Source organism: Ferrigenium kumadai (assembly GCF_018324385.1).
Classification (GTDB): Bacteria; Pseudomonadota; Gammaproteobacteria; order Burkholderiales; family Gallionellaceae; genus Gallionella; species Gallionella kumadai.
On record NZ_AP019536.1, the window covers coordinates 167,451 to 188,184 of the forward strand.

20 protein-coding genes are annotated in these 20,734 nt (G+C 61.1%); 12 read left to right on the plus strand and 8 right to left on the minus strand.

All coding sequences use genetic code 11. The annotated features are described in order from the left end of the window. Positions 1 to 240 precede the first annotated feature (240 nt). The 6 genes from FGKAn22_RS00740 to FGKAn22_RS00765 are packed head-to-tail and all read right to left on the minus strand — an operon-like array spanning position 241 to position 4,950. Positions 241 to 1,581 (minus strand): class I SAM-dependent rRNA methyltransferase, encoded by a 1,341-nt coding sequence (locus FGKAn22_RS00740; protein WP_212786097.1) that lies wholly within the window; start codon positions 1,579 to 1,581, stop codon positions 241 to 243. Then, the gene (xerC, locus tag FGKAn22_RS00745; protein ID WP_212786098.1) at positions 1,578 to 2,480 is read right to left on the minus strand and encodes a tyrosine recombinase XerC; all 903 of its coding nucleotides are present in this window, start codon (positions 2,478 to 2,480) and stop codon (positions 1,578 to 1,580) included. The genes FGKAn22_RS00740 and xerC overlap by 4 nt, the downstream gene beginning before the upstream one ends. Continuing rightward, complete coding sequence (locus tag FGKAn22_RS00750) at positions 2,477 to 3,106, minus strand: DUF484 family protein (protein WP_246487418.1); 630 nt, start codon at positions 3,104 to 3,106, stop codon at positions 2,477 to 2,479. Before FGKAn22_RS00750 ends, xerC begins: the two co-directional genes overlap by 4 nt. Before the next feature lie 6 nt (positions 3,107 to 3,112). Continuing rightward, positions 3,113 to 3,940, minus strand: coding sequence for a diaminopimelate epimerase (gene dapF / locus FGKAn22_RS00755; RefSeq protein WP_212787106.1), 828 nt, complete (start codon positions 3,938 to 3,940; stop codon positions 3,113 to 3,115). A gap of 6 nt (positions 3,941 to 3,946) precedes the next feature. Beyond that, positions 3,947 to 4,528, minus strand: a complete 582-nt coding sequence (locus FGKAn22_RS00760) for a DNA-3-methyladenine glycosylase I (RefSeq protein WP_212786099.1) — start codon at positions 4,526 to 4,528, stop codon at positions 3,947 to 3,949. Beyond that, positions 4,525 to 4,950: a CoA-binding protein gene (locus tag FGKAn22_RS00765; protein WP_212786100.1), complete on the minus strand. Its 426-nt coding sequence runs from the start codon at positions 4,948 to 4,950 to the stop codon at positions 4,525 to 4,527. The genes FGKAn22_RS00760 and FGKAn22_RS00765 overlap by 4 nt, the downstream gene beginning before the upstream one ends. A gap of 73 nt (positions 4,951 to 5,023) precedes the next feature. Here FGKAn22_RS00765 and FGKAn22_RS00770 point away from each other — a divergent pair, with 73 nt between their 5' ends. The 11 genes from FGKAn22_RS00770 to FGKAn22_RS00820 all read left to right on the plus strand — a co-directional run bounded on the left by FGKAn22_RS00770 (position 5,024) and on the right by FGKAn22_RS00820 (position 17,977). Further along, positions 5,024 to 6,925: a DUF294 nucleotidyltransferase-like domain-containing protein gene (locus FGKAn22_RS00770; RefSeq protein ID WP_212786101.1), complete on the plus strand. Its 1,902-nt coding sequence runs from the start codon at positions 5,024 to 5,026 to the stop codon at positions 6,923 to 6,925. Next, entirely contained in the window at positions 6,922 to 7,635 is a 714-nt protein-coding gene (locus FGKAn22_RS00775; RefSeq protein WP_212786102.1) for a 3'-5' exonuclease, read from the plus strand. Before FGKAn22_RS00770 ends, FGKAn22_RS00775 begins: the two co-directional genes overlap by 4 nt. A gap of 84 nt (positions 7,636 to 7,719) precedes the next feature. Further along, the gene (locus tag FGKAn22_RS00780) at positions 7,720 to 8,043 is read left to right on the plus strand and encodes a DUF485 domain-containing protein (protein ID WP_212786103.1); all 324 of its coding nucleotides are present in this window, start codon (positions 7,720 to 7,722) and stop codon (positions 8,041 to 8,043) included. After that, on the plus strand, positions 8,040 to 10,124 hold the full coding sequence (locus tag FGKAn22_RS00785) for a solute symporter family protein (protein ID WP_212786104.1): 2,085 nt from the start codon (positions 8,040 to 8,042) through the stop codon (positions 10,122 to 10,124). The genes FGKAn22_RS00780 and FGKAn22_RS00785 overlap by 4 nt, the downstream gene beginning before the upstream one ends. A gap of 237 nt (positions 10,125 to 10,361) precedes the next feature. Beyond that, positions 10,362 to 12,332 (plus strand): DNA topoisomerase IV subunit B, encoded by a 1,971-nt coding sequence (locus FGKAn22_RS00790; protein ID WP_212786105.1) that lies wholly within the window; start codon positions 10,362 to 10,364, stop codon positions 12,330 to 12,332. Next, positions 12,325 to 14,742, plus strand: coding sequence for a DNA topoisomerase IV subunit A (gene parC, locus FGKAn22_RS00795; RefSeq protein WP_246487419.1), 2,418 nt, complete (start codon positions 12,325 to 12,327; stop codon positions 14,740 to 14,742). The genes FGKAn22_RS00790 and parC overlap by 8 nt, the downstream gene beginning before the upstream one ends. A 219-nt stretch (positions 14,743 to 14,961) precedes the next feature. Next, positions 14,962 to 15,396 carry a gas vesicle accessory protein GvpU gene (gene gvpU, locus FGKAn22_RS00800; RefSeq protein WP_212786106.1) on the plus strand — a complete coding sequence of 145 codons (435 nt, stop codon included), beginning with the start codon at positions 14,962 to 14,964 and terminating at the stop codon, positions 15,394 to 15,396. Between the two features lie 91 nt (positions 15,397 to 15,487). Continuing rightward, complete coding sequence (locus FGKAn22_RS00805; protein ID WP_212786107.1) at positions 15,488 to 16,120, plus strand: hypothetical protein; 633 nt, start codon at positions 15,488 to 15,490, stop codon at positions 16,118 to 16,120. A 91-nt stretch (positions 16,121 to 16,211) separates the two neighbouring features. Next, positions 16,212 to 16,862 carry a hypothetical protein gene (locus FGKAn22_RS00810; RefSeq protein WP_212786108.1) on the plus strand — a complete coding sequence of 217 codons (651 nt, stop codon included), beginning with the start codon at positions 16,212 to 16,214 and terminating at the stop codon, positions 16,860 to 16,862. 79 nt (positions 16,863 to 16,941) lie between these two features. After that, on the plus strand, positions 16,942 to 17,223 hold the full coding sequence (locus FGKAn22_RS00815; protein WP_212786109.1) for a hypothetical protein: 282 nt from the start codon (positions 16,942 to 16,944) through the stop codon (positions 17,221 to 17,223). Between the two features lie 49 nt (positions 17,224 to 17,272). Further along, complete coding sequence (locus FGKAn22_RS00820; RefSeq protein WP_212786110.1) at positions 17,273 to 17,977, plus strand: hypothetical protein; 705 nt, start codon at positions 17,273 to 17,275, stop codon at positions 17,975 to 17,977. 186 nt (positions 17,978 to 18,163) lie between these two features. On the opposite strand, the gene FGKAn22_RS00825 is transcribed toward FGKAn22_RS00820, so the two are convergent. After that, a complete protein-coding gene (locus tag FGKAn22_RS00825) occupies positions 18,164 to 19,573 on the minus strand; it encodes a sensor histidine kinase N-terminal domain-containing protein (protein WP_212786111.1) in 1,410 nt (469 codons plus the stop codon). Positions 19,574 to 19,613: 40 nt separating this feature from the next. Continuing rightward, complete coding sequence (locus FGKAn22_RS00830; RefSeq protein ID WP_212786112.1) at positions 19,614 to 20,285, minus strand: response regulator; 672 nt, start codon at positions 20,283 to 20,285, stop codon at positions 19,614 to 19,616. Positions 20,286 to 20,472: 187 nt separating this feature from the next. On the opposite strand from FGKAn22_RS00830, the gene FGKAn22_RS00835 reads away from it, so the two are divergent. Continuing rightward, complete coding sequence (locus FGKAn22_RS00835) at positions 20,473 to 20,733, plus strand: DUF4212 domain-containing protein (protein ID WP_212786113.1); 261 nt, start codon at positions 20,473 to 20,475, stop codon at positions 20,731 to 20,733. Position 20,734: the final 1 nt, after the last annotated feature.

Consider the following 20,734-nt stretch of genomic DNA (forward strand, 5'->3'; position numbering starts at 1 on the left):
CCAAGTCGCTGGTTATGCGGTGGTCACCTGCGGCGTTGCGCGGTGTTGGTTTCGGCATAACGCGCTTCGCGCATTAGCCTTCACCGCAACTTTGTTGTCGGAATCCGGGGCCGCGTAGCGGCAAACTGAATGTACATTCCGGTTCCTGCGCTCCGTGCGCCTTGCATCTGACCATCCTCGCTACGCTTTCAGTGCGTAAATCGAGTTAGGGCCGCAGCACGTAACTGGACAATTGGCGGGTTATCCGGCCACCCTCAACACCAATCCCTTCAAATATGCCCCCTCCGGGAAACTCAGCAGCGTCGGGTGATCCGCGCTGGCGTGCAATCGATGCACGATCTGCGCATCCACGCCCGCATCCAGTGCCGCACCGGCGATGATCTTCTGGAACAGGTCTTCGCTGATGCCGCCCGAGCAGGAGTAGGTGGCGAGCAGGCCGCCCGGTCTGAGCAACTTGAAGCCGAGCAGGTTGATGTCCTTGTAGCCGCGCGCGGCTTTTTCGGCGAAGGCGGCGGTGGGGGCGAATTTGGGCGGGTCGAGGATGATGAAGTCGAACTGTTTGCCCTGATCGCGCAGTTTGCGTAGCGCGGCGAACACGTCGGCTTCCTGCCACTTCGCCTTGGCCGCATCGAGGCCGTTGTTCTTTAGGTTCTCGTCGGCAATGCGCAGCGCGTCGCCGGAGACGTCGATGGACAGCACCGATTTCGCGCCGCCCCTGAGGGCATACAGCGAGAAGCCGCCGGTGTAGCAGAAGCAGTTCAGCACGTCGCGGTCTTTTGCGAGCGTCTCGGTCAGCGCGCGGTTGTCGCGCTGGTCGAGGAAGAAGCCGGTCTTCTGTCCTTCGGCGACATCGACCGCGAAACGCAGGCCGTGTTCGACGACTTCGACGTGCTCCGGCAGCGTGCCGCGCAGCACGCCGGTACGTTTCTCCAACCCTTCCAGTTCGCGCCCGTCGGAATCCGAACGTTCGTAGATGCATACAGGATTGCATAGCTCCTGCAGGGCGTCGGCGATGGCGTCGCGCCAGCGTTCGGGGCCTGCGCTGCCGAGTTGCATCACCACCACGTCGCCGTACTGGTCCACGATCAGGCCCGGCAAGCCGTCGGATTCGGCGTGGATCAGGCGCAGGCCGCTGCTGTCGCGGCGCAAGCCGAGAGATTCGCGCGCGTTCAGCGCGCCAGCGATCTTGCGGCGGAAGAATGCTGCATCGATGGCCTCATCCTTGTCCCACGACCAGACGCGCGCGGTGATCTGCGAACCGGCGCTGTAGGCTCCCCAGGCGAGGAAGCCGCCCTGTACGTCGCATATCGCGACGGTGTCGCCGTTCGCGGGTGTGCCCTCGACGAACTCGACCGCGCCGGAGAACACCCAGGGGTGGCGGCGCAGCAGCGACTTCTCGCGGCCTTCCCTGAGGATGATGGCGGGCTGTCCGCGGGCCGGTCGGGTGCGCGGCACTGCATTTTGAGTGGGCGCGTTGCGCCGTTCGGCCGGGTTTTTGCCGTGTCTGGATTTGTTGCGGAAGTCGCGGTTTCCGCCCGCGGGGCGGCGCGAACGGCTGGAGTCGGGTTTCTTGCTGGTCATGTTTTCTTCCTGGCGCGCGGATGGGCCGCGTCGTAGATCTTGCTGAGGTACTGGAAATCGAGATGGGTATAGACCTGCGTGGTGGAGATGCTGGCGTGGCCTAGCATCTCCTGCACTGCGCGCAGGTCGCCGGAGGATTGCAGCACATGGGTGGCGAACGAATGGCGCAGCAGGTGCGGATGCACGTTGCTGTTGAGCCCCTGTTTGATGCCCCACTGCTTCATGCGCAACTGCACCATGCGCGGCGTGATGCGGCTGCCGCGTGTGCCGACGAACAGGGCGGTCTCGTCCGCTTTTGCGAGCTGGTCGCGTACCGCAAGCCAGGACTTCAGCGCGGCGATGGCATGGCTGCCCAGCGGCACGATGCGCGTCTTGCTGCCCTTGCCGGTGACACGCACTTCGCCGTCGCTCATGTCGAGCTGTTCCGGATCGAGGCTTACCAGTTCGGCCAGACGCAGGCCGGACGAGTAGAACAGTTCGAACATCGCCTTGTCGCGTATCGCTTCCGGCGTGTCGGCGGGCAGGTCGACCAGCCGCGCAGCCTCATCGGGAGACAGCGCCTGAGGCAGGGTCTTGGGCGACTTGGGCGCGCGCAGGCCCGCGCAGGGATTGTCGGCGAAACTGTGATCGCGCATCAGGTAGGTGAAGAAGCCGCGCCACGCCGAGAGCATGCGCGCCAGCGAGCGGCCGCCCAGTCCCTTGCCGTGCAGCTGCGCGATGAAGCGGCGGATGTGGTGGATCTTGAGGTTGGCGAGCGGCGTGCCCGCGGACAGTTCGAACAGGTGGCGCAGGTCGCGCGCGTAGTTCTCGGCGGTCAGTTCGGAGTAGCGCTTCTCATTGCGCAGCCACGCCAGGTAGCCATCGAGGTAGCGTTGATTTGGCGTGGCGGCATCGGTCATTGCGTGACGTGCGGGTGCATGGCCGCGCTCACCGCGTCGGCGATACGCTGCAGGAACATCGTGCCCATGCCCGGATAGAAGCGCTGCTTGTCCTCGCTGGCCATCACCAGCAGGCCGATGCTTTCGCTGCCCGCGTGCAGCGGCAGGTAGGCGAAGGAGTGCAGCTGCTTGCCGATCTCGCCGAACCAGTCGGCGGTGTCGTGCGCTGCCTGGTGCAAGCACACCGGATGTTGCTGCTCATCGGTGAAGGCAATCACCTCGGCGCTCGGCGGGTTGGTCTTCCATACCCGCAGAGTGGCATGCGGCACGGAGAATATCTCGCGCAGCAGGTGAGGGACCATCTCCTGCAGCGTGGCGAGGTCGCGCGCGGCGAACAGGGCGACCACGAATTCGTGCACCTTGTGCTGCAGCGCGTCGTTCTCGTGCGCGAATGTGATCAGTTCCTGCAGCTTCTTCTCCAGCCCCTGGTTCTTCTCGCGCAGCGCGACCATCTGCCGCTCGGAGAGCGAGATGGTGCGTCCGCCGTGCGGGTGCGGCAGCATGATCTGCGTCAGCAGGTCGGTGTGGCCTTCGAAGAATTGCGGATTGTCCTGCAGGTATTGTGCGACGTCTTCTGCTCTCATCATTGCTCCCTATAAACTTATCTCACCCTCGAAAACGGAGATCGCCGGGCCGGTCATCAGCACCGGCTCACCTTCGCCGTTCCAGGCGATGGTCAACTGGCCGCCGCGCGTGACGACGTTCACCGGGCTGTCCAGCAGGCCGCGGCGGATGCCGGCGACCACCGCCGCGCAGGCGCCGGTGCCGCATGACAGCGTCTCGCCGGCGCCGCGCTCGTACACGCGCAGGCGGATGTGGCTGCGGTCCTTCACCTGCATGAAGCCGGCGTTGACGCGATTGGGGAAGCGCGGGTGGTGCTCGATCAGCGGCCCCAGCTTTTCCACCGGCGCATGCTCGACATCGGCGACGATCTGCACCGCGTGCGGGTTGCCCATCGACACCGCACTGATCTCCAGCGTCTCGCCCGCCACTTCCAGCGGCTCGCTCACCGCGCCCTGACCCACGAACGGGATGTACTCGGGGGCGAACATCGGCGCGCCCATGTTCACCGTCACGCGACCGTCGTCTTCGAGGCGCGGCTTGATCAGCCCGCTCTTGGTCTCCACCACGATCTCGCGCTTCGGCGTGAGCTTGTGGTCGTGCACGAAGCGCACGAAGCAGCGCGCGCCGTTGCCGCACTGCTCGACCTCGCCGCCGTCGGCGTTGAAGATGCGGTAGCGGAAGTCCGCATCGGCATGCTGCGATTTTTCCACCAGCAGGATCTGGTCGCAGCCCACGCCGAAATGGCGGTCGGCGAGGAAGCGCAGTTGTTCCGGCGACAGCGCGACCTTCTGGCGCACGCCGTCGATCACGACGAAGTCGTTGCCTGCGCCGTGCATCTTGGTGAATTTCAATTGCATCATTGGTTATTCCTCATTGCCGATCAATTCGGCGTGCCGAAAACAATTTCTGGTATGGTCGTTGACCATGCCGGTCGCCTGCATGAAGGCGTAGCAGATCGTCGTGCCGACGAACTTGAAGCCGCGCCGTTTCAGTTCCTTGCTCATCGCGTCCGACCCGGGCGTGCTGGCGGGCACGTCGGCGAGGCTGCGCCAGGAATTCTGTTTCGGCTTGCCTCCGGCGAACTGCCAGATGAATGCATCGAAACTGCCGAACTCGTCCTGCACATCGAGAAACTTCTGCGCGTTGACCACCGCGGATTCCAGCTTCAGGCGGTTGCGCACGATGCCCGGATCCTGCAGCAGCGATTCTATTTTATTCGCGTCGTATCGGGCAATGCGCGCCGCATCGAAACCTTCGAACGCGGCGCGGTAGTTGTCGCGCTTGCGCAGGATGGTGATCCAGCTCAGGCCTGCCTGCGCGCCTTCCAGGATCAGGAACTCGAACAGCGCACGGTCATCGTGCAATGGAACGCCCCATTCGCTGTCGTGGTAGGCGCGGTACAGCGGATCGTTCCCGGCCCAGGCGCAGCGGCTCTTACTCGTCATGCATCCGTTCCGCACAGGTGCACGCAGTCGCGCCACATGCAGCGGTCCATCACCACGGTGATGCCCGCCTGCTGCGCGCGCAGCGCGGCTTCCTCGTTGATCACGCCGTCCTGCAGCCAGATGCGCTTGATGCCGAGCTTGATGCAGCTGTCCACGATCTCCGGCACATGTTCGGGGGCGCGGAACACGTCCACGATGTCCGGCAGTTCGGGCAGGCTCTCCAGGTCGGGATAAGCCTTTTCGCCCAGCACCTCGTCGACCAGCGGCCTGACGGGAATGATGCGGTAGCCCTTGCCCTGCAGCCCGCGCGCCACGCCGAAGCTGGGGCGCGATTCGTTCGGCGACAGGCCGACTACGGCGATGCTGTGCACGGTTTGCAGCAGCTGGCGTATCTCGTCGAGAGTGGGGTTGGTGAAATTCATGGTCGATCCGGGTTGTTGATGCGGCGCAATGGCAGCCATAATAAACTATTGCCCGATACGAAGAGGTGCCGCCTTGAGTGCGATCCATCCGTCCCAGTTGAACTTTCTTGCCAGACATGCGCCTTTCGATCACATGGAGCCCGGACACCTCCTGTGGATGCTGGAACGCATGCGTCTCGGCTACTACGCCGCGGGCGAGGTGATCGTGTCTCCGGAGCAGGGGGCGGTGGACCGCTTCCTGGTCATCAAGCAGGGCATGGTGCACGGCGAGCAGAACGTCGCCCACGCATCCGAAGCGGATACCTGGCTGGAGCTGGCGGAGGGGGAGTGCTTCCCGCTGGGCGCGCTGCTGGCCGATCGTCCGGTCGCGAGTGTTTACAGGGCCGGCAGCGACACGTTCTGCTACGAGCTTCCTGCCGCAGATTTCCGGCAGTTGAACGAGATGAGCGCCGCGTTCCGCGATTTCTGCACGCGGCGCATCGCCAACCTGCTGGAACATTCCAAGCAGGTCATCCAGGCGCAGTACAGCCATTCCAGCGTCGAACAGCAATCGCTGGCCAGTCCGCTGTCGGCGATCATCCGGCGCGCGCCGGTGACCTGTGCGCCCGACACTTCCGTGCGGCGGGTGCTGGAAGTCATGCACGAACAGCGCATCGGCTCCATGGTCGCAACCGACGAAGAGGCGCGGCCGCTGGGTATCCTGACGCTGCACGACGTGCTGGACCGCATCGCGCTCCCGCAGATCGATCTCGATCAGCCGGTTATCCAAGTGATGAGCGCACACCTGTCGAGCATGCCGCCGCAGGCGCAGGCGCATGAGGCAGCGCTGATGATGGCGAAGCACGGCTTCCGGCATGTGCTGGTGGTCGAGAACGAGCGGCTGATTGGCTTGATCTCGGAAAAGGACCTGTTTGCCTTGCAGCGCGTCGGCCTGCGCGAGATCGGTTCGACCATACGCCACGCAGAGACTCCCGAAGTGTTGCAACAGGCCGCCGCCGACATCCGGCACATGGCGCACAACATGATGGCGCAGGGTGTGGCGCCGGAGCAGCTGACCCAGTTCATCTCGACCTTCAACGACCTGCTCACCGCCCGCGTGGTGGAGCTGGAGTGCAAGGCCAGCGGCTTGCTTGGCACGCCTTTGCACGAGGGTCTGTGCTGGATGGCCTTGGGGTCGGAAGGGCGCGTCGAGCAGACGCTGAACACCGACCAGGACAACGCGATCATCTTCGACGTGCCGCAAGGCATGGACGCGGACGAGGTGCGCGAGAAACTGTTGCCGGTGGCGAAGCGCATCAACGAGACGCTGGCGTTGTGCGGCTTCCCCCTGTGCAAGGGCGAGATCATGGCGGGCAATCCCAAGTGGTGCCTGTCGCTGGAGGAGTGGAAGCGCACCTTCTCCGGCTGGCTCAGCGGCGGCTCGCCGGAAGCGCTGCTGCACGCGACCATCTTCTTCGACTTCCGCTCGCTGTATGGTGCGCATCACCTGGCCGAGGACCTGCGGGGCTGGCTGGCACGGGTCGCCAGCGACAACAGCCGCTTTCTGCACCTGATGGCGGAGAACGCACTGAACAATCGTCCGCCGCTGGGCGTGGTGCGCGACTTCGTGGTGGGCAAGGAGAACAAGCTGGACCTGAAGGTGAACGGCATCACGCCGTTCGTGGATGCGGCGCGCATCTTCAGCCTGGCGGCCGGAGTGACGCAGACGAACACTATCCAGCGCCTGCGCCTGAGTGCGGCCAAGATGAACCTGCACGAGTCGGAGATCGATGCCTGGATCGATGCCTTGCTGTTCATCCAGGTGTTGCGCTTGCGCCATCACGACGAGTCGAGCGCAGAGGGAGCCGGCGATGCCGCGCTGGACAACAAAATCGATCCGGAAAAATTGAACGAGCTGGACCGACGCATCCTGAAGGAAGCCTTCCGCCAGGCACGCAAACTGCAGGCGCGGCTGTCGCTGGAGTACCACCTGTGATTTCGAGGCTGGCGCGCTGGTTTGGCCGCGGGCCGCAGCTGAGCCCGGAGCAGCAACATCGATTGGACGCTTGGGAGGCACTGCCCCAAGCCGACCTGGATGTGCCGTTCGGCGAGACGCGCTGTGTGGTGGTGGATGTGGAGACCACTGGGCTCAACCTGATGCAGGACCGTCTCATCTCCATCGGGGCCGTGGCCGTGGTGAACGGCAAGATCGATTTCGGCGACAGTTTCTATGTGGTGTTGCAGCAGCAGGCGGCCAGCGAAAAGAAGAACATCCTGCTGCACGGCATCAGCACTTCGGTGCAACTCGAAGGCGCGCTGCCGGCGGACGCCTTGCTGGCTTTTCTCGACTATCTCGGCAAATCGCCGCTCGTCGCGTTCCATGTGACCTTCGACGAAACGATGATCCGCCGCGCATTGCGCGAGTACCTCGGTCTTTCCTTCAGGCATCCGTGGGTGGATCTGGCCTATGTGATGCCCGGCCTGAATCCACCGCTGGCGAAGAGATATCGCGCGCTGGACGACTGGATCGGACATTTCGGCATCCGCATCGATGTCCGCCACAACGCGCTGGCGGACGCTCTGGCCACCGCGCAACTGTTCCAGGTCGCCCTTGCGCAGGCGGGCAAAAAGGACATTGCCGACTACGCCGGCCTGCGTGACCTGGAACAGGCGCAGCGCTGGATAAGCACTGTAAGCCGGCTGTAAGCTATATCACGTAATCTGCATGTGGTTTTATGAGGGGGGGCGGTCTGTTTGCCCCTGACATGTTGGTTGTCTGTGGAGGCGAGTATGTCTAATTCAAATGTCAATTGGGCGGCGATCGATGCCAATCCCAAGTTCCAGGCTCTGCATCGCAAGAAGACGTTTTTCCTGTGGGGGCTGATGGTTTTCTCCATCATCTATTACTTCCTGTTGCCGATCGGTGCTGCGTACTACAAGGAACTGTTCAATACCAAGGTGTGGGGCGTGGTCAACTTCGGCCTGCTGTTCGCCTTGTCCGAGTTCGTGGTCGCATGGGCGATCGCTTTCGTCTATTCGAAGAAGGCCAATGCCCAGTTCGATGCGATGGCGCAAGAGATCATCAATGATGTGAACAGCGGGAGAATCAAATGAGCAAGAACCATATCAATTTCTTCCTGGCCGCGATCGCGCTGCTGGGTTGCACGGCCGCTTATGCGGCCGGTGGTGCGGTGGCGGACGAGTTCAAGTGGATGACCTTCGCCGTGTTCGGCGTGATCATCGCGATCACGATGGCCATCACCTTCTGGGCGGCGCGTTCCACGCATACGACTTCCGAGTTCTATGCGGCGGGCCGTTCGGTCAGCGGCATCCAGAACGGCTGGGCGATCGCGGGCGACTACCTGTCCGCAGCGTCCTTCCTGGGTATCGCCGGTCTGATCTCGCTGTACGGCTATGACGGCTTCATGTACTCCGTGGGCTGGCTGGTTGCTTACATCACCGTGTTGCTGGTGATCGCCGAGCCCTGCCGCAACATCGGCAAGTACACCATGGGCGACATCCTCGCCTTCCGTAACGATCCGAAGAAGACCAAGACCGTGGCGGCGCTGTCCACCATTACCGTGTCCACCTTCTACCTGACCGCTCAGATGGTCGGCGGCGGCGTGCTGATCAAGACGCTGATCGGTATCGACTACGAGATCTCCGTGATCGGCGTGGGCATCCTGATGCTGGCTTATGTGGTGTTCGGCGGCATGAAGGCGACCACCTGGGTGCAGATCACCAAGGCGGTGTTGCTGGTGACAGCTTCCATCATCCTGGTTGCAATGGTTTGGGCGCCGTATGGCTTCAGCCTGCCTGGCTACCTGCAAGCGGTGGTCGGCGATAGCGATGTTCAGAAGCAAGTCGCGAAGCTGCTGGGCGACAAGGCTGCCAACATGACTCCGGAAGAGCTGGGCCAGCGCTTCCTCGAGCCGGGCCTGTTCCTGAAGAACCCGATCGACCAGATCTCCCTGGGCCTGGCGCTGGTGCTGGGTACCGCAGGTATGCCTCACATCCTGATGCGTTTCTTCACCGTGCCGACGGCACAGGCAGCACGCACTTCCGTCATCTGGGCGATGGGCATCATCGGCGGCTTCTATGTGCTGACCCTGTTCCTGGGCACCGGCGCTGCGATGCTGGTCGGTCCGGACAAGATCGCTTCCATCGACGCAGGCGGCAACATGGCCGGCCCGTTGCTGGCGCAGTTTCTGGGCGGAGGTGAGCAATCGTACCTGGGCAACTTCATGCTGGCCTTCGTGGCAGCGGTGGCGTTCGCCACCATCGTGGCAGTGGTGGCCGGCCTGGTGCTGGCATCCGCTTCCGCGATGGCGCACGACATCTACGTCGGTGTGATCCGCGGCGACCATGCCACTCCGAAGGAGCAAGTGGTTGCAGCGCGTGTCGCTTCCGTCATCGTCGGCGTGATCGCGATCATCGTGGGCATCATGGCCAAGGGCCAGAACGTCGCGCACCTGGTGGCGCTGGCCTTCGCGGTTGCGGCCTCTTCCAACCTGCCTGCCGTGTTCCTCACCCTGTACTGGAAGAAGTGCAACACCAACGGCATCATCGCCGGCATGGTGGTCGGCACGCTGACCGCGATCGGTCTGGTGATGGTCTCCCCCAACATGACTTATCCGAAGGCTGTCATCGCTTCGGCCAATAAGGTGTTGAACGGCGAGCCCGCAGTGCCTGCGAAGGAAGCACAACCTGCCGTCGAGCGTTCGAGCTTCATGTGCGAACTGTTCGCGCTGGAAGGTTGCGTCACCGCCAAACCGGCACAGCCTGCGACCCCTGAGAAGGCTGCGAAGCCGGGCGCTGCCGAGAAGCTCGCCAAGCTGAACGAGAAGGCAACCGCGCTGGAGACATCGTTGCCGACCATCGCCGATGTGGTGGCCAAGGCCACAGCCGAGGCTGATCTCGCCAAGGTGAAGAAGGACATCGCCGCGACTGAGAAGGCCAAAGCCAAGGCGGAAGCCGACCTCGCGAAGTTCGAAGGTCAGACCACCAGCATCATGGGTCTGGAGAAGCCCTTCTTCCTGCTGAAGAACCCAGGCTTGATCTCCATCCCGCTGGGCTTCCTGATGGTGATCCTGTTCTCGCTGTTCACGCGCGACAAGCGTGCTGAAGAGATGTGGGACGAGCTCTACGTGCGCCAGAACACCGGCATCAACGCAGAGGCTGCGACAGCACACTAAGCAGCTCATAAGTTGTTCCTCCCCTTGCCCCGCCGGTTCCCCGGCGGGGCTTTTTATTGGGCGAGGGGAAACGGGAGTCTTCCCGTGCAGGGCACGCTCCTACAATTGGTTCACATGAGATGCGCGCTTAAACGCGGGAAGCCCGGAGAGCCGCTGTACAATTGCGACCTTTGCGGGTCGGGTAGCATGGCCCCATGATGTTTTGCGCTGTACATCACTTAACCACAGGAGTAGCAGTTGAGCGTTAATTACGATGAGTCGTCATTCAAGGTGCTCCGCGGGCTGGAGCCCGTGCGCCAGCGTCCCGGCATGTACACGACGCTGGACAATCCCAACCACATCATCACCGAAGTAGTCGACAACGCCTGCGACGAGGCGCTGGCCGGGTTCGCCAAGAACATCGTCGTCACCGCGTACACCGACGGTTCCGTCTCCGTGCAGGATGACGGCCGCGGCATCCCGGTCGGCATCCATCCGGAGGAGGGCGTGTCCGTCGTCGAGGTCGCGTTCACCGTGCTGCACTCAGGCGGCAAGTTCGACAAGGAGGCGGGCGGCGCATACAAGTTTGCGGGCGGCCTGCACGGCGTCGGCGTGGCCGTCACCAATGCGCTGTCCACCGCCGTCGAGATCACGGTGTACCGCGACGGCGGCGAGCATCATCTGCGCTTCGACAACGGCGTCGCGAAGAGTCCGTTGGCGAAACTGAGGGAATGCCCCAAGCGCAAGACCGGCACCACCGTGCGGGCGTGGCCGGACGGCAAGTATTTCGACGCGCCCGCCGTCAACTTGTCGCAGCTGGAGCGCATGCTGCGCTCCAAGGCGGTGTTGCTGCCCGGCGTGACGGTCACGCTGCATATCGAGAAGACCGGCGAGACCAGGGCGTGGAACTACCCCGAGGGATTGCGCGGCTACCTCGCCGAGGCGCTGAATGCGCAGGAGGAGGGCGGCATGCTGGTCGCGCCGATCTTCTCGGGCGAGCGCTACATCCCCAAGGGCGACGACAACTACGCCGAGGGCGAGGGCGCGGCATGGGCGCTGGCCTGGACCGAGGAAGGCGCGATCACCCGCGAGTCCTATGTGAACCTGATCCCCACCTGGTCGGGCGGCACGCACGATTCCGGTCTGCGCGACGCGATGTTCAACGCGGTGAAGAGCTTCATCGAGCTGCACGGCATGATGCCCAAGGGTGTGAAGCTGACCTCGGACGACGTCTCGAACCGCGCCAGCTTCGTGCTCTCCGCGAAGGTGCTCGACCCCTCGTTCCAGGGGCAGACCAAGGATCGGCTGGTTTCGCGCACCGCGCTGAAGCTGGTCTCCTCCATGGTCAGCGATCCGCTGCTGCTGTGGCTGAACGAACACATCGACTACGGCAAGCGCATCGCCGAGATTGTCATCAAGCAGGCGCAGAGCCGCATGAAGTCGGCGCAGAAGGTCGAGAAGAAGAAGGGCTCTTCCGTCGCCGTGCTGCCCGGCAAGCTGACCGATGCGGCGGATTTCAATCCGGACCGCAACGAGCTGTTCCTGGTCGAGGGCGACTCCGCCGGCGGCTCCGCCAAGCAGGGCCGTAACAAGGAGTTCCAGGCCATCCTGCCGTTGCGCGGCAAGGTGCTCAACACCTTCGAGGTCGACCGCAACCGGCTGTTCGCCAACGCGGAAGTGCACGACATCGCCGTGGCGATCGGGGTCGATCCGCACGGCCCGGACGAGCAGGCCGACCTCTCCGGCCTGCGCTACAAGGGCATCTACATCATGGCCGACGCGGACGTGGACGGCTCGCATATCTCCACGCTGCTGCTGACGCTGTTCTTCCGCCACTTCCCGCAACTGGTCGCCAACGGCCACATCTTCCTCGCGCAGCCGCCGCTGTTCCGCGTCGATGTTCCGGCACAGGGCAAGAAGCCGATACGCAAGATCTACGCGCTGAACGAGGACGAACTGGCGGCGACAGAAGACCGTTTGCGCAAGGACAAGGTGCGCGAGGGCAGCTGGTCCGTCTCGCGCTTCAAGGGCCTGGGCGAGATGAACCCGGAGCAGCTGTGGGATACGACCATGAATCCCGACACGCGGCGCGCGCTGTGCGTAGCGCTGGATGCGGGCTCTGTCGAAGCGACAGAAAACACCATGACCATGCTGATGGCAAAACAGGAGTCGGGCTCGAGACGCGCCTGGCTCGAATATCACGGAAACGAGGTAACAGGCGATGTCTAACCTGCCGCAAAACGATCTGTTCGAAGGTATCGAAAGCGAAGAGCCTGTCGATACCCAGAACGAACAAGCAATGGACGAACCCGCAGCATCCGGCGGCGGTCGAGGAAATGTCCGCCAGTTCTCGCCGCTGCCGCCGCCGCCCGACGGCGACTCCGTGCCGCTCGCGCAGTACGCCGAGCGCGCCTATCTTGAATACGCCGTGTCGGTCGTCAAGGGCCGCGCGCTGCCGGACGTTTGCGACGGACAGAAGCCGGTGCAGCGCCGCATCCTCTACGCAATGCGCGAGATGGGGCTGGCGCACAACAGCAAGCATGTGAAATCGGCGCGCGTCGTCGGCGAAGTGCTGGGCAAGTTCCACCCGCACGGCGACTCGTCGGCTTACGAGGCGATGGTGCGTCTGGCGCAGGGCTTCTCGATGCGCTATCCGCTGGTCGACGGCCAGGGCAACTTCGGTTCGCGCGACGGCGACAACCCGGCGGCGATGCGTTACACCGAGGCGCGCCTGACACCGATGGCCGACCTGCTGCTGTCCGAGCTGAGCATGGGCACGGTGGACATGAAGCCGAACTACGACGGCCACTTCGAGGAGCCGGCGATGCTGCCCGCGCGCCTGCCGATGGTGCTGCTCAACGGCGCATCCGGCATCGCGGTGGGCATGGCGACCGAGATCCCGTCGCACAACCTGCGCGAGATCGGCGCTGCTGCCGCGCTCTGCGTGCGCAATCCGGACTGCTCGAACGATGAGCTGCTGTCTTCCATCGCCGGTCCCGACCTGCCCAGCGGCGGGCAGATCATCTCGTCGCCGCACGAGATACGCGAGTGCTACCGCACCGGGCGCGGCTCGCTGAAGATGCGCGCGCGCTGGAAGATCGAGGAGATGGCGCGCGGCCAGTGGCGCGTGGCGGTGTACGAACTGCCGCACGGCACCTCCGCGAAGAAGGTCATGGAGGAGATCGAGGAGCTGACCAATCCCAAGGTCAAGGCCAACAAGAAAGCCCTGTCGCAGGAGCAGGTACAGAGCAAGCAACTGCTGTTGTCCGTGCTGGACAAGGTCTCCGACGAATCGGACAAGGACCATGCGGTGCGCCTGGTGTTCGAGCCGAAGTCGAGCCGCCAGTCCGCCGACGAGCTGATGACCATCCTGCTCGCGCACACCAGCCTGGAAAGTTCGCTGCAGCTCAACATGGTGATGATCGGCCTCGACGGAAGGCCGAAGCAGAAGCCCATGGCCGAGATCCTGCGCGAGTGGGCGCGCTTCCGCCTCGACACCGTGCGTCGCCGCTGCGAGCATCGCCTCGCGCAGGTCAACGACCGCATCCACATCCTCGACGGCCGCATGATCGTCTACCTCAACCTGGACGAAGTGATCGCGCTGATCCGCGAATCCGACGAGCCCAAGGCCGCGCTGATCGCGCGCTTCGAGCTGTCCGACCGGCAGGCCGAAGACATCCTTGAAATTCGCTTGCGCCAGCTGGCGAAGATGGAAGGCATCAAGATCGAGCGCGAGCTGCAACAGCTGAAGGACGAAGGTGCAGAGCTGAACAAGCTGCTCGGCTCGGATTCCGCGATGCGCCGCCGCGTGGCGAAGGAGATCGACGACGACATCAAGACCTTCGGCGACGACCGCCGCACGCTGATCGAGCAGGCCGAGCGCGTCGTGCTGACCGCGCAGGTCGTGGACGAGCCGGTCACGGTGGTTGTTTCCAAAAAACATTGGGGACGCACCAGGCAAGGCCACGGCCTCGACCTCTCCGGCATCTCGTTCAAGGAAGGCGACGGCCTGCTGGCCGCGTTCGAGTGCCGCACCACCGACCACTGCATCGTGATCTGCAGCAACGGCCGCGTGTGCAGCATCCCCGTGCACCAGCTACCCGGCGGCCGCGGCGACGGCGTGCCGCTGTCCACGTTGATCGACGTGGCGACGGGCGCGAAGATCGTCCACGTGATCTGCGGCAACGCCGAGCAGCACGTGATGCTGGCCACCGCCGCCGGTTACGGCTTCACCTGCACCATAGGCAACATGGTCGGCCGCAACAAGGCGGGCAAGCAGTTCATCAGCGTGGAAGGCGAGCAGATCCTGTCGCCCGCATTCTTCACACCGTCGGAGAAATCGCTGGTCGTGGCCGCCTGCCGTTCCGGCCGCCTGCTGGCCTTCCTGCTGGCCGAGATGAAGCAGCTTTCAGGCGGCGGCAAAGGCGTCGTGGTGATGGGCATCGCGGAGGACGACGAGCTGGCTGCGGTCGCCGTGATCAACGATCCCAGGGTGACGGTGATCGCGCACGGTGGCGCCCGCGAGCAGGTCATGCAGCTTTCGGACAAAGACCTGCAAGGCCATTTCGGCAAACGCGCCCGGATGGGCAAGATGCTGCCGATGAAGGGGAAGGCGTTCGTGGTTGCGCTGAAGCCTTAGGCGGGGTTCACTCGATCGGGGACTTGAAAAGAGAAACAGCCAACCCTTGGGAAAGGGTTGGCTGTTTTTGTTTTGAGGTGAAAAAATGTACAGATATGTTTGGGCGTGGATAAGTTGGGGGAGGGGTGGTAGATTGCGAGGCGGTTTTTTAGTTATCCATGAAGAGCTGAAGGTGATTGGCTCTGCATGTTTTAGCCCTCTTTTCAAAAGGAGTTCCACATGACAGAAGAAACAACAAGCGCAGAGCTCACTCCGTTCGCCGTTCCGCACGACTGGTTCCTCCAGTCATTGGTAAATATGGCAAACGACGGCATTGAAATCGGAGTTACATTGCAGGTCAGCGGGCTCCTTGTCTCCGGTGTCCTCGCGGGCGGAAAATCTTACTTTGAAGGTTTTGCGGAAGACTTCTCCAGCGGCCTTAACGATCCGGAGGCGGCCGAATCTGTGAGGGGTTCCTTTGCAAAGTACGGTGAGATATACAAAAAGGAAGGTGACGATGCGCCCCCTCTACCGCAATACATACATCTTAAGAACGCTCGCTTCTTCAATACGTCCGGCAACCCAATCCCCGGAAACAAAGGGGTTTGGTGGCGAGGCCGCATTTCAGAAGTCGCAGGTTTCACTCTGGGCAGTCTCGGTCAAGTAGAGGGCTAACCCATAATTCCAAGGGACGCGCCGCGATAAAGCCGCGTCGCGATCCTGATTCAGACGTTAAAATTTCAAGCACGAAAGGAGAATGTGCCAAATGATAGAAGCAATACTTGGAGGCATCGTAGCAATTATCTTGAGCATGATAGCCAATGTGCTTACCCCGCTTTTCCAAGACTTCTTTAAAATTAAACCTGTTACAGTTCCGGATATACCAGAGCAACAAATACCGGAACCCGAGCCCTCGAATGTAGAAGAATGGAGAGCCCAAAATCGCGCTAAGCTGGAAGCTGTTGTTGGCAAGGTATATTTTTATGGTTTCTCCTACTTCGCCATGTACATGGCATTCTTTATCCCTCTTTCTTTAAATGGAGGGCTTATTAATCCTACAGTAAATCTCATAGATTCAAAGTTGGCGATAGACTACGTCATCAATGAAGGCAATCTATCTACAATTTGCGCCATATTTGGTGTTCTAGCCTATGGCCCTTTCTGGAAGCTGTCGCAGCTTATAGCAAGTTTCATAAGCGCTATTGTCGTTCGATTTACGTTTGTAAATGAAGTCAAATATCTGGCATTCACAGTGCTTGCAATGGTCTTTTGGGCATTCTTTATTGCAGGCAATGTTTCCTGGGTTTTAAACGCTGATGCGGGTTGGTTTGATTCAATCAAGCTTTCACTAATCCTATGGTTTTTACTGTTCTTCTCCGCATTAGCAAACAAAAAATAAAATTTAACAAGGCGACTGCTGTCGGACAAATTTTCCGCTGCGCTCCAAATTTGGCGCAGAGCGCGGCGCTAGCCACTTTGAGTTGCTGCATATGAATATTCCTCGCGCCAATCCAATTTCCGTTAGAAGCCTTTGGGAGAATAGTTGGGTCTTTGCGTTATATGGCTTATGTCTTGGGCTCGTTATTGGTGGCATGGAGACTCTGAACTTTGATCTTGCAAAGGTCGAGACGTTAATGACAGAGCCTCTTTCGTTCTATTCATTTTCAATTCTGTCACTTGCTGGGCTTCTAGGGCTTGGAGTAATCAATGTAACAACGGCGAAGTCTGCCGAGGCGATGCATTCCTCTGGTTGGGTAACAAAGTTCTGGGTACCAATTTCGAATGCCGGGTTATCCACGGGTGCCATAGTGATGGGAATGATGTTTGGTTTGGCAATTGGCTTATTGCCGTGGGCTGGCACAGATGTGGAGGTTCAAAAACTCGTAAAGCTGTTGTTCGCAATGTCAGCCTTCGTGCTTGCTCTCCTGTACCCGCTAACTTGGATGAAACGGTCTCTATTTGACTTAACCAAGAAAGAAGAAAAAACTTCTGTCGTTGCCGGCATTCTCTACTGCCTGGCCTTAGCAGTCGCATTTTGGTTTATTGACCAACAAGTATTCTGGCGCTTTCTACTCACTGTCGCAGTCGCCTCGTTGGTTGTCGGGTTCATAATTATGAAGTTAAACAAGAAACGTGGCTAACCCATCATTCCACCCACCGGCGCAAAAAACCGCGCAGTCCGGTGAATTCAAACGTTAAACGTTAGGCATAGGAGTTTGTATGGACGGAAAAACAATTCAACTACTTGCAATTCTTGGGCTTGTCGGAAGTGTACTTCTCGCTGTCAGTCTTAATCGCGTGCTCTTCGAAGTACGTTTCGCAATTGATACGCTTGCCTCGTCCATTGAGACCGTGGTTGGCAAAGGTGATGTTTACGTTTTTCGTGGGCTTGATGAGAGACTAAAGACAGCAAGTCGCATATCAAATTCTTGGGTTCGTGCGGGCATCTATTGCGTGTCCGCCTCAGCAGTACTGGCGGCGTGGAGCATCTATGTTTCCTAACCCTGCAATCAACCGGGCAGTCCGATTAATTCTACATTAGGGCGCTCAAGTGCAGCTATTCAAACTCATCAGGACAGCTTCCCGTGAAGCAAACGCGCTCGCCGCTGGTGCCGCAGCCCTATTGCTCGTAAAGATTCTTTTCCTTAATCGCTTCCCTAGCCTATTTGTTGGGGCGTACGACCTTGGCGTGATTGTTGAAGCCGTTTTGGCCTCAGTGGTTGCAAGCTACGTCTTTTACCTCTTGGTCGTGCATGTCAAGGAGCAATCAGACCGCGAGGTACTTCGACCTTATGTCGAGAAACACACCAAGCGAGTCATTGGTGACTGCATCTCGCAGATCAACGAAATATCAAAAGCATCGGCCGTGACGCTTGACTTCAATACACTCTCGGAAGCGGAAGTGTGCTCTGCCTTCTCCAAGATCGCACCATATTCTCAGGCTCCACTACTCATATCGGCCCAGTCGAACCAATACGCAAACTGGTTCCAGTATTTCATTCATTATGAGAGCCGCAGCAAAGGGAGCATCCGTAAACTCCTTGATCAGCTACCGTTCTTGGATGCAACCCACGTGAGCAGCCTCACTGCAATCGATGACTGTCCGCACTTTGCTCGCCTAAGCTTTCTACTCAATGTCAACGTCAACAACCCTGATCTAACAGCGTGGGCTAAGTCTTTTTATGAGTACTGTTTGTTATGCCGGGAACTAAATTCTCACTTGGTGCGGCTAGGCTTCTCATCAGCCGCGCCTTAACACTGCGCCCCAAGGGGCGCGGGGTAAAGCCGCGCAGCATCCTTTAGCTTGAACGTTAAGCGTCAGCTTTGGGCAGCCACCAGATGTAAAACTAATTAGCCAGTAAGGCCGCTACCCGAGAAGCGGAAGTTCTTAGGGGTGCTTGCCGAACTTCACGAACGACGCATTCGGCTGTATTTCTGTGAATTAAGAGGGGCGCCTTCGCATTTCATTTGATGCGCAAAAGCACACTCCGATCCTCGTCCCAATCCCACCGCTCCCCGCATCCAGCCTGATCTCCGCACCGTGCCGCTTGGCGACCTCGGCCACGATGGCGAGGCCGAGGTCGCTGCCGCTCTGGCCGCTGCCGAGGATGCGGTAGAAGCGTTCGAACACGCGTTCGCGGTGTTCCGGCGCGATGCCGGGGCCGTTGTCTTCCACGTATAGCTCCGCGCCGTCTGCGGTGGTGCCGACGCCGACGGTGATGTGTCCGCCTTCGGGGGTGTAGCGGATGGCGTTGTCGATCAGGTTGTTGAGCATCTCCGTGAGGCTGGCCGCATCGCCTTGTATTTCCACCGTTGCGGATGTGCTTTCGTAGCCGAGGTCGATGTTCTTTTCCAGGGCCATCTGCACCCAGTTGACGGTGCATTCCTGCGCCAGGTGGTTGAGGCTCAGCGTGGTGAAGCTTTCGGTGCCTTGTCCGCCCGGCTCGTTGCGGGCCAGCGCGAGCAGCTGGTTGACCAGGCGGATGCCGTGCTGGGTGCTGGTGAGGATGTGTTCGAGCGCGTGCTGTTTCTGTTCCGGGTCGTTCGTGCGCAATGCCAGTTCGGATTGGGTCTTCAGCCCGGCGAACGGTGTGCGCAACTGGTGTGCCGCGTCGGCGACGAAGCGCTGCTGGGCCTGCATGACTTGCTTCAGCCGTTCGAGCAGGTCGTTCACCGCATCGATCAGCGGCCGCACTTCGGCGGGCGCCTGGCTGCCGTCGAGCTGGCTCAGGTCGTCTCGCTTGCGGTTCAGCACTTCGTTCCGCAGACGTTCGAGCGGACGCAGGCCCTGCTTCAATCCGTACCACACGACGGCAAGGGCGATCAGGGTCAGCAGCAGTTGCGGGATGACGATGTTGGAAAGGATGCCGCGGATGAGCGCCTGGCGTTGCTGCGTGGTCTCGGCGACGTGCAGCTGCAGCACCCCGCCGTTGGACTTGTAGACCAGGCTGACCATGCGCGTCTTCTGTCCTTCGCGTTCGCCGTTGCTGAACAGCGGGCCGGTCCGGTCGCGCCGGTACGAGAGCGGGCGCAGGGTGTTGCCGTTGCCCGCGAGCTTGCGTCCTTCGCTGTCGGTGACGGTATAGACCACCTTGTCCGGCATGCCGGGGTCCGAGCCGTCGGGGAGGTCGGGTATCACGTCCAGCTGTTCGTTGCCGCTGCCGAGCTTCAGGTCGTCCGCGATCGCATAAGCGCGTTGCAGCAGCACTAGGTCGTAGGGCTGGTTGGCATAGTTGATGGTGGCGAAATAGCCGACGACGGTGCTGACCAGCCACAGCAGGTAGAGCGAGATCATCAGCCGCTGCATGAGGTAGCTGCGCAGGGAAAGGATCTTGGTTTCCATGGCGCTCATGCCGGTGCTTGCACGTTTGGGAATGTGGGGAAAATGGCGGTCAGGGCAGACTGTCGATGACGTAACCCAGGCCGCGGATGGTGCGGATCGTCACGCCGGCGGGCGCGATCTTTTTCCGCAGGCGATGGATGTAGACCTCGATGGCGTTGCTGCTGGCCTCTTCCGAATAACTGTAGATGCGCTCCAGCAGCTGCTCCTTGCTGATGACGCGCCCGGCGCGCAGCATCAGCGCTTCCAGCACGCCGAGTTCGCGCGTGGTGAGGTCCAGTGGTTTTCCGTCGATAGCGGCACGCCGTTCTATGCTGTCGAACGTGAGCGAGCCGCAAGTCAGCAGGGGGTTGGTGCCGCATTGGCCGCGCCGGAGCAGGGCGCGGGTGCGCGCCTCCAGTTCCTGCAGGTTGAACGGCTTGGACAGGTAGTCGTCGGCGCCGAGGTCGAGTCCCTTCACGCGGTCTTCCACGCTGTCCCTCGCCGTGAGGATGATGACGGGCACGTGGTTGTTGCGCTCGCGCAGGTTGCGCAGGACGGTGAAGCCATCGAGCTTCGGCAGCTGGATGTCGAGGACGATCAGGTCGAACGGCTGTCCCCCTTTCAGGATGGTGTCTGCCTCCGACCCGTCCGCCACCCGGTCGACGGCATAGCCGGCCTGCTGCATGGCGCGAGTCAGGCCATCGGCCAGTACTTCATCGTCTTCGGCGATCAGGATGCGCATCTTGCGGGACTCAGGGGTTCCTCAGGGAGTGGCGGCAGGACAGGCTGTCTGCCTTGTGTCCGAGCCATTGTAATTGGCGGGGTGGAAATGTCAAAAGCGTGCGGCAATTTGCGTAAGGGTGCATTGGATGGCTGCCTGCGGAGTAGAATCGGCAACCGTCTTGATACGCGATAAAACAGGGGGACGCATGCAGCTCACCGAGAAGCACCGACAGTACTGGCACAGGAATCTCCGGCTGACGGCGGTGCTGCTGGCGATCTGGTTCGTCGCGACCTTTGTGGTTGTCTGGTTCGCCAGGGATTTGCAGTCCATCACTTTTCTGGGATTCCCGTTCTCGTTCTACATGGGGGCGCAGGGGGCGTTGCTGATCTATGTGATGCTGGTCGGGTACTACGCCTGGCGCATGGACAGGCTGGATCGCGAGTGCGGCGTGCAGGAAGAGGGCTAGT

Excerpts from the sequence above, each read along its gene's own strand:
- FGKAn22_RS00740 (WP_212786097.1), bottom strand. The coding sequence starts at position 1,581 with ATGACCAGCAAGAAACCCGACTCCAGCCGTTCGCGCCGCCCCGCGGGC.
- xerC (WP_212786098.1), bottom strand. The coding sequence starts at position 2,480 with ATGACCGATGCCGCCACGCCAAATCAACGCTACCTCGATGGCTACCTG.
- FGKAn22_RS00750 (WP_246487418.1), bottom strand. The coding sequence starts at position 3,106 with ATGATGAGAGCAGAAGACGTCGCACAATACCTGCAGGACAATCCGCAA.
- dapF (WP_212787106.1), bottom strand. The coding sequence starts at position 3,940 with ATGCAATTGAAATTCACCAAGATGCACGGCGCAGGCAACGACTTCGTC.
- FGKAn22_RS00760 (WP_212786099.1), bottom strand. The coding sequence starts at position 4,528 with ATGACGAGTAAGAGCCGCTGCGCCTGGGCCGGGAACGATCCGCTGTAC.
- FGKAn22_RS00765 (WP_212786100.1), bottom strand. The coding sequence starts at position 4,950 with ATGAATTTCACCAACCCCACTCTCGACGAGATACGCCAGCTGCTGCAA.
- FGKAn22_RS00780 (WP_212786103.1), top strand. The coding sequence starts at position 7,720 with ATGTCTAATTCAAATGTCAATTGGGCGGCGATCGATGCCAATCCCAAG.
- FGKAn22_RS00785 (WP_212786104.1), top strand. The coding sequence starts at position 8,040 with ATGAGCAAGAACCATATCAATTTCTTCCTGGCCGCGATCGCGCTGCTG.
- parC (WP_246487419.1), top strand. The coding sequence starts at position 12,325 with ATGTCTAACCTGCCGCAAAACGATCTGTTCGAAGGTATCGAAAGCGAA.
- gvpU (WP_212786106.1), top strand. The coding sequence starts at position 14,962 with ATGACAGAAGAAACAACAAGCGCAGAGCTCACTCCGTTCGCCGTTCCG.
- FGKAn22_RS00805 (WP_212786107.1), top strand. The coding sequence starts at position 15,488 with ATGATAGAAGCAATACTTGGAGGCATCGTAGCAATTATCTTGAGCATG.
- FGKAn22_RS00810 (WP_212786108.1), top strand. The coding sequence starts at position 16,212 with ATGAATATTCCTCGCGCCAATCCAATTTCCGTTAGAAGCCTTTGGGAG.
- FGKAn22_RS00815 (WP_212786109.1), top strand. The coding sequence starts at position 16,942 with ATGGACGGAAAAACAATTCAACTACTTGCAATTCTTGGGCTTGTCGGA.
- FGKAn22_RS00825 (WP_212786111.1), bottom strand. The coding sequence starts at position 19,573 with ATGAGCGCCATGGAAACCAAGATCCTTTCCCTGCGCAGCTACCTCATG.
- FGKAn22_RS00830 (WP_212786112.1), bottom strand. The coding sequence starts at position 20,285 with ATGCGCATCCTGATCGCCGAAGACGATGAAGTACTGGCCGATGGCCTG.
- FGKAn22_RS00835 (WP_212786113.1), top strand. The coding sequence starts at position 20,473 with ATGCAGCTCACCGAGAAGCACCGACAGTACTGGCACAGGAATCTCCGG.